Origin of the sequence: Methanospirillum sp. (assembly GCF_028679455.1) — an archaeon.
Taxonomy (GTDB): domain Archaea; phylum Halobacteriota; class Methanomicrobia; order Methanomicrobiales; family Methanospirillaceae; genus Methanospirillum.
In genome coordinates this window covers 1-7,152 of sequence record NZ_JAJRBM010000422.1, presented here as the reverse complement: position 1 = coordinate 7,152, position 7,152 = coordinate 1, and the positions used below count along the sequence as shown (strand labels likewise).

Sequence of the window (7,152 nt, the reverse complement as noted above, 5' to 3'; positions counted from 1 at the left end):
TACCGGTCATGAAGTTCTTCAATAAACCAGATCCGGGGAAAATTTTTCTCGTTTAAAAACGAGAGCAGAGCTGCCTGTCGTTCATCATATGGATGAATCGGATGGGACTTCCGATCTGCGAATGCATCACTGGAAAGCCCGATGGTTACTGATCCTTCAGGACCGGCAATATCAAAGGCACGACTGATCAGAAACCGGTGCCCATCATGCAGAGGGTCAAAGGTTCCCCCAACCATCACCTTCATGTCTGAACATGGTTATGCTGCCTCACGTTTATCGATATTCATCAGGACTACTGAAAACTCATCAGGTTGGTCAATAAAGTCAGGACTTTAAGGGTGCTGTCGGTTCAGCCGGATTGATTTTATGTTCTTACTCACCGATATATATCACGGAGTGAACGGATTTCGTATTATCTGACAGGTTATAACTGACAGGAATCAGAGATCCGAATAAATTATGAATATCCACCAGAATATTTTACAGGCTGCCTTTGTTGCACCAAACGCCACAGTAATCGGTAAGGTAACCGCAGGTCCGGATATCGGGGTATGGTATGGTGCAGTAATCCGGGCTGATAAAGACCAGGTGTCAATTGGTGCCAGATCTAATATTCAGGATAACTGTGTAGTGCATACTTCTTCAGGTCATCCGGTTACTATCGGTACCGACGTATCAGTCGGACATGGGGCAATTCTCCATGGATGTACCATACAAAACAGTGTTCTCGTCGGGATGGGAGCAATCATCCTCAACGGTGCAGAAATCGGTGAAGAGAGTATCATTGGAGCGGGAGCACTGGTTTCAGAAGGGAAGAAAATACCACCCCGATCGCTGGTTCTCGGCGTTCCAGGAAAAGTTGTCAGACAGGTGACTGATGAAGAGGTTGCTGCAACCCTGAAGAACGCATCATCCTATGTAGCCCTCGCACAGGAGCATGCCGGTGAGTGAGGTAGTCGTTATTGGTGGTGGTATCGCAGGTATTACCGCAGCACTGGATCTCGCTAACCATCATATTCATGTCCACCTGATCGAGCGGGAGCCAACTATCGGTGGTCACATGGCGATGCTTGACAAAACATTCCCCACGAATGACTGCTCCATGTGCATTCTCAGTCCAAAGATGGTAGATGCATACCGCCATCCAAAGATCACCCTTCATACCTGTACTGAAGTTACCGGAATCAAAGGAGAATTAGGAAATTTTCAGGTACAGGTTATCGTTCATCCCCGGTACATCAAAGAAGAAGATTGTACTGGTTGTGATGATTGTGTCACCGTCTGTCCGGTAGAAGTATACAACCGGTTCGATGCCGGGATCGGCGTTCGCAAGGCTATTTACAAGGCACATCCACAGGTTGTTCCCAATATTGTGATCCGCGACGTTGAACATTGTATCAACTGCGGCCTCTGCTATGATGTATGCGGGAAGAACGCAATTCTCAGGGACAATGAAGATGGGGAGGAAGAGGCAGTCATTCATGCAGCCGCGGTTATCATCGCAACCGGGTACGAGGTCTTTGATGCCACCCTGAAGTCATCATACCATTATCGCCAGATTCCGGATGTGATCACCAGCATTGAGTTTGAGCGTATGATCAACGCGAGCGGCCCGACCAGCGGTGCGCTTAAACGTCTCTCTACGGGTGATAAACCAAAAAATATCGTCTTCATCCAGTGTGTGGGATCCCGGGACTGTACAGCAGGTTCTTCATCGTGTTCTGCAGTCTGCTGTATGTATGCTATCAAAAATGCCCTTTTGATCAAGGAAAAATCACCAGATACAGAGGTGTCAGTCCTGTATATGGACATCAGATCATATGGGAAAGGGTATGAGGAATTCTATAACCGGGCCATCCAGACCGGAGTTAGATTTATCCGGGGAAGGCCGGGTGAACTCTATCAAAATGGATCGCAGGTCAGGGTGCAGGTAGAAAATACAGAAAGCCAGGAGATCGTTAAGATCGATGCAGATCTCGTGGTTCTTTCAGTCGGTTTACGGCCATCAGCAGATACTGCCACGATTGCTGAACGGTATGGAATACCATGTGATGAGACCGGGTTCTTTGACAGTGTTGATCAAAAGGTGAATCATCTTTCAACAATACGGCCGGGGATCTTTATCGCAGGAACCTGCCGTGAACCGATGGATATTCCAGATACCGTTGCAGAAGGAGGAGCAGCAGCTATGCGGGCGGTAATAACGTGTCTGAAGGGGGAGCATGCAGCCATCTGATGCTCCACTCAGACCGGTAACCTTTCATCCAGATATCCCTGCAATTGGATTTATCGCACAGACGAAACTTCCGTCAGCGTGTACGATTGAATATGCGTCAGATGTAAACCGGCTGGCACAGGCAATCAGAACTCTGGATATCAGAGGAGCACCGGCACTTGGGGTGGCCGGGGCATATGGAGTTGCCCTTGCTGCCCTGACCAGTACTTCCACGGAAATGAATGCATTTATCGCAGATGTGACCCATGCAGCTGAACTGCTCATATCGACCCGGCCCACTGCGGTCAACCTCTCTTACGGAATCAACCGCGTTCTTACGAGAGTTAACCATGAGCGGAATTCATCCGCTGCAACCGCAGTTGCCATCAGTGAAGCAGAAGCGGTAGCTGATGAAGACACCAGTACCTGTCATGCAATCGGTGAACACGGGCTGAAAATTCTCCCACGAAAATGCCGCATTCTGACGCACTGTAACGCAGGTGCACTTGCCTGCCGGGAGTGGGGGACCGCACTCGGGGTGATCAGATCTGCTGTACAGGCAGGGTATGAAGTGCAGGTATATGCCTGTGAGACCAGGCCGCTTTTGCAGGGTGCCCGGCTAACTGCCTGGGAACTCTCCCGGGACGGAATTGATGTTACGGTCATCACCGATTCGATGGCAGCCTCCCTCATGCGTAAAGGGATGATCGATCTTGTGATAGTAGGAGCGGACCGGATAACATGCGATGCAGTATTTAATAAAATCGGGACCTACATGCATGCAGTATGTGCAAAGGCACATAATCTTCCGTTTTATGTTGCTGCTCCCCTCTCAACCTTCGATGAGGAGGCAGAAGAAGCAGATATTATTGTAGAACAACGGGCCCGTGAAGAGGTAGCCTGCTTTGGAGGCACGAAAACGATACCTGATACTGTGAAGGTATACAATCCGGCATTTGATGCCACCCCGTTATCTCTGGTCACCGGAATCATCACTGAATATGGAATACTCAGGCTCCCTGAAGAACTCACCAGAATAGGACAGATCAGAAAAGAACAACAGGAACAGAACCAATGACCTCTTTTTTTGATTTGTATCCTCATATTATCAACCTCATAGGCCAGGTCACTGTCCTCTTTGTTCTGGGTTGTCTAGTCTGTGGATTTGTCCTCCTGTTTCTTACCATTTACGCAATCAGGACTGGAAATCTTCTTTTTCCAAGATTTATGCGGGCAGGTCTGATCTTTCTTGAAGGGATGATGCGTGGGCTGTTCAAACTCTTCGGCGTGGAGGATCAGGAGTTCCTGCGTATTATGGTAACCCTGCAGAACACCCTCAACCGCAAGGCCTTCACCGCAATCCCGGTAGGACAACGATCTATTTTCGTCCCTCAGTGCCTCCGTGCAGGAGCCTGTCCGGCTCATTTACATGAGGAAGGACTAAAATGCAAATCCTGTGGATTATGTCAGATCGGGAGCGCCAAACCGTTGCTTGAGCAGATCGGGTACAAATTTTTCATCGTGCCAGGCTCATCATTCATCAAACGGATGGTAAAACGGTACCGACCAAAAGGGATCATCGGTATTGGTTGTCTGATCGAGATAAAAGAAGGGACCGAGATGGCAGGGCAATTAAACCTGATCTCTATGGGGATAGTGACCACCCGTGATGGATGCGTGGAGACTGCAGTTAACTGGGAAGAGGTCTACCATATTGCTCTCCTTGGCGTTAATCCAGCAACCGTACCTGCGGAACTGCAACAATATCTTGCACTCTAACTTTTTTGAGCCTATATTAAAAAAGTAATCAGAAGAGGATTGCAGATGCCAAAAAAATCAGGAGCGAAGCAAACATACCGATCTTGATGAGGGTTGAACATTTTGCCAGTTTAATTCCTTCAGGAGTATTACATCTGAAGGCACGAAATGCTCCGAGCAGGATTATCAGATCTACCGGGATTATACCGGCAAGATACCATGAGCCCCATCTGAAATAGAGCAACAGCGTGATTACAACCCCAATCAGTGTAGCAGCTCCCGCCATCAGAATAGTTGGATGAAGACCATAGAGAATCGGAAAAGTCCGTGCTCCCTGATCCTTATCTCCCGGCATATCTTCAGCATCCTTGATCAGTTCACGTGCCAGAATGACCCCGAACGTTGCCCCTGAAACCGGGAGATTTGCCATAATCCCCTCCCATCCTTCAAGAGATCCTCCAAAGAGGAAAATACTCGCTGCAAGATATGAGACTGCAAGATTCCCAAGGAGTGGCATCATCTTCAGATGTGATGCGTACCCCCAGAGAATCACTGAATTTACCAATGCTATAATAATCAATGGAAGCGGAGCATATACAACTCCGATTGCATTCCCGAGAACAAAGAGGAAGACGGCATAGATGAGTGCTGCGCTCCTGCTGATCTCACCAGATGGAATGGGACGGTCAGGACGATTGATTGCATCGATCGCCGCATCATGATAGTCATTGATTACATTACCAGCTGCAGTGATCAGAAGCACAATAAGGAAGATGATCAGAACTGCAGGTATCAGGGTCCCGGTTGCGATGACATACGCCAGGACTGATGCAAATCCTGCCATTACTGCATTGAGCGGCCGGATGATGCGGAAGAACGCAGTAAGTTTCATACCAATCAAAAAAGGTACGGACGTGGAGGGATTTGAACCCCCGACATTCAGCTTAGGAGGCTGACGCCATATCCTGACTAGGCCACACGTCCTGCCCTATTACGTGGCATACGGGAAGGTATAAGTCTATCGAACAGCCATTTTTTCAACGAATGGAACTGGAATTGATAGAAGAAGGGGCAACAGCCCTGTGGGTACCCAGGCATGACAGTACGGTAGCATTTCCACCAGGCAGTGCTCCCATCTTCTACAATCCCCGAATGGCACTGAATCGCGATGCAACTGTCCTGGTTGCATCGTGTTCAGAACCACGGACCTATCTTGATGCGATGGGTGCATCCGGAATCAGAGGATGCCGGGTGGGTCATGAAACAAGCACCCAGGTTACCATCAACGATCGTGATCCCGCTGCAACCGCCCTGATCCGGAAAAACTGTGATCACCTTGGGTTATCTGCTATGGTTACCTGCCGGGATGCCAACGCTCTGATGTCAGAAGAGCCGTTCGATTTTGTTGATCTTGATCCATTTGGAACACCGGCCCCGTTTATTGATGCGGGAATCAGGAGTTCGATCCGGATGATTGGTATTACGGCAACTGATACTGCTCCACTCTGTGGTGCTCATCTCAAGGCAGGAATCAGACGTTACATGGCCCGACCCATGAACACCGATTATCATGCCGAGGTGGGGCTGCGAATTCTACTCGGGTATGCGGCACGGATGACGGCACGATACGACCGGGGAATTCTTCCCGTCTTCTGTTTTGCCCATGAGCATTTCGTCAGACTTCATCTCAGGCTGGCCCGGGGAACCCAGGCAGCAGACCGGACCATCGCCAGGTTAGGTTACATCTACCAGTGTACGGGATGCCCGTACCGGAGTGAAACGGCTGGACAATTCCCGGAGCACCTAGTATGTCCGGACTGTGGCAGACTGCTCAGTCCCATCGGTCCTCTCTGGACTGGATCTATTCAGGATACCGAATTTCTTTCTACCATGACAGCCCGTCTTCCCGGGATCGGTCTTGCTCAGGCTGATGCGTTGGAAAAGGTGATAACCTGCTGCCAGAATGAACCGCCAATCTCCTTTTCATATGATTATCATCATCTTGCCAAAGCATTCCGGGTATCGCCCGGACCAATTACCAGAGTCCTGGAAGCACTGGAAAAAGAGGGATATGTTGCATCACGGGTACATTATTCAGGATATTCTATCAAGACCGATGCACCACTTGATGTTATTCGTGATTCGCTTACCGTTCAATAACAATCTGAAGGATGTCTTCATCAGCAAGGGTGTGACCGAGCCCTACCCTCTGGGCTTCGTGCCGTACTGAATTCCCCCAGATTCTAGCAAACCTGAATTTATCATAGAATTCCCGGTGGAGTTTTCGACAGACATCTTCTACTTTGGCCCCGATCCGCATAATCAATGGCTCATCCATATCAGCAGGACCTGCTACAGGTTTCAGATATAACCGCATGAATCCAAGACTGTCAAAGATTGCATCTTTGAGTTCTTCCATGTGATAACCGGTAACGGCTGATATCATCTCTGGCTTCATCTGGAAACGTTCAGTGAGGTCTGATTCTATTTTATTTCGTTCAGCCTCATCGATCAGATCGATCTTGTTCACCACCACGATTGCAGGAACATATACCCGGCTCCCCATCAGTGCATCAATAAGATCGTCCTGAGTTGCATTGCCACGGATGAGAATATCTGCACTTGCAATACGATTTTCAGTGAGGATAGACCTGACTTCTTCAATGTCCAGATCAAGTGCTCCGACTGCGTTAAGTCTGACACCACCACGTGATGTCTTTTTGATGGTGATATCCGGTTTCGGGACGTTGATGCGTATACCAGCGTCATAAAGTTCACGAATCAGAACATCCACGTGTTTTTCGTTGAAGACATCAACGAGGATGACGATCATATCTGCAGTCCTTACAACCGCAATGACCTCTTTCCCACGCCCTTTTCCCATCGCCGCTCCGGCAATGAGTCCAGGGATATCCAGGAGTTGTATTTTTGCTCCTTTGTGTTCCAATGCCCCGGGAACTACTGTGAGGGTGGTAAAGGCATATGCTCCGGTCTCACTCTCTGCTCCGGTGAGTTTATTCAGGAGGGTGGATTTACCCGTTGATGGGAATCCTACGAGGACAACAGTAGCATCTCCTGACTTCTTGACGGAGTACCCCTCGCCGCCACCACCGGCTTTCATCGCACGGTTGACGGCATCCTCTTTCATCTTTGCAAGCTTTGCTTTCAGGCGGCCGATG

General features: G+C 49.0%; 8 protein-coding genes and 1 tRNA gene. 5 read left to right on the top strand and 4 right to left on the bottom strand.

Annotated elements, in window-relative coordinates:
- On the bottom strand, positions 1 to 245 hold a 245-nt coding region (locus LUQ50_RS14600), incomplete at its 3' end, for an adenylyltransferase/cytidyltransferase family protein (RefSeq protein WP_300040924.1).
- A gap of 214 nt (positions 246 to 459) precedes the next feature.
- On the opposite strand from LUQ50_RS14600, the gene LUQ50_RS14595 reads away from it, so the two are divergent.
- From LUQ50_RS14595 to LUQ50_RS14580, 4 genes are read left to right on the top strand one after another with little or no spacing between them, the layout of a single operon-like run.
- Positions 460 to 951 (top strand): gamma carbonic anhydrase family protein, encoded by a 492-nt coding sequence (locus LUQ50_RS14595; RefSeq protein WP_300040922.1) that lies wholly within the window; start codon positions 460 to 462, stop codon positions 949 to 951.
- Positions 944 to 2,236: a CoB--CoM heterodisulfide reductase iron-sulfur subunit A family protein gene (locus LUQ50_RS14590; protein WP_300040920.1), complete on the top strand. Its 1,293-nt coding sequence runs from the start codon at positions 944 to 946 to the stop codon at positions 2,234 to 2,236. Before LUQ50_RS14595 ends, LUQ50_RS14590 begins: the two co-directional genes overlap by 8 nt.
- Positions 2,223 to 3,293: an S-methyl-5-thioribose-1-phosphate isomerase gene (mtnA, locus tag LUQ50_RS14585; protein ID WP_300040918.1), complete on the top strand. Its 1,071-nt coding sequence runs from the start codon at positions 2,223 to 2,225 to the stop codon at positions 3,291 to 3,293. The genes LUQ50_RS14590 and mtnA overlap by 14 nt, the downstream gene beginning before the upstream one ends.
- Positions 3,290 to 3,994, top strand: coding sequence for a DUF116 domain-containing protein (locus LUQ50_RS14580; protein ID WP_300040916.1), 705 nt, complete (start codon positions 3,290 to 3,292; stop codon positions 3,992 to 3,994). The genes mtnA and LUQ50_RS14580 overlap by 4 nt, the downstream gene beginning before the upstream one ends.
- Before the next feature lie 28 nt (positions 3,995 to 4,022).
- On the opposite strand, the gene LUQ50_RS14575 is transcribed toward LUQ50_RS14580, so the two are convergent.
- Positions 4,023 to 4,865, bottom strand: a complete 843-nt coding sequence (locus LUQ50_RS14575) for a geranylgeranylglycerol-phosphate geranylgeranyltransferase (RefSeq protein WP_300040914.1) — start codon at positions 4,863 to 4,865, stop codon at positions 4,023 to 4,025.
- A 17-nt stretch (positions 4,866 to 4,882) separates the two neighbouring features.
- Positions 4,883 to 4,957, bottom strand: a tRNA-Arg gene (locus tag LUQ50_RS14570).
- A 60-nt stretch (positions 4,958 to 5,017) separates the two neighbouring features.
- Between LUQ50_RS14570 and LUQ50_RS14565 the strand changes: the two genes are divergently transcribed.
- Entirely contained in the window at positions 5,018 to 6,133 is a 1,116-nt protein-coding gene (locus LUQ50_RS14565) for a tRNA (guanine(10)-N(2))-dimethyltransferase (protein ID WP_300040912.1), read from the top strand.
- On the opposite strand, the gene LUQ50_RS14560 is transcribed toward LUQ50_RS14565, so the two are convergent.
- The coding region (locus tag LUQ50_RS14560) for a GTP-binding protein (protein ID WP_300040910.1) at positions 6,120 to 7,152 on the bottom strand (1,033 nt) is incomplete at its 5' end. The two genes, LUQ50_RS14565 and LUQ50_RS14560, sit on opposite strands and share 14 nt — an antisense overlap.

Excerpts from the sequence above, each read along its gene's own strand:
- LUQ50_RS14575 (WP_300040914.1), bottom strand. The coding sequence starts at position 4,865 with ATGAAACTTACTGCGTTCTTCCGCATCATCCGGCCGCTCAATGCAGTA.
- LUQ50_RS14595 (WP_300040922.1), top strand. The coding sequence starts at position 460 with ATGAATATCCACCAGAATATTTTACAGGCTGCCTTTGTTGCACCAAAC.
- mtnA (WP_300040918.1), top strand. The coding sequence starts at position 2,223 with ATGCAGCCATCTGATGCTCCACTCAGACCGGTAACCTTTCATCCAGAT.
- LUQ50_RS14565 (WP_300040912.1), top strand. The coding sequence starts at position 5,018 with ATGGAACTGGAATTGATAGAAGAAGGGGCAACAGCCCTGTGGGTACCC.
- LUQ50_RS14580 (WP_300040916.1), top strand. The coding sequence starts at position 3,290 with ATGACCTCTTTTTTTGATTTGTATCCTCATATTATCAACCTCATAGGC.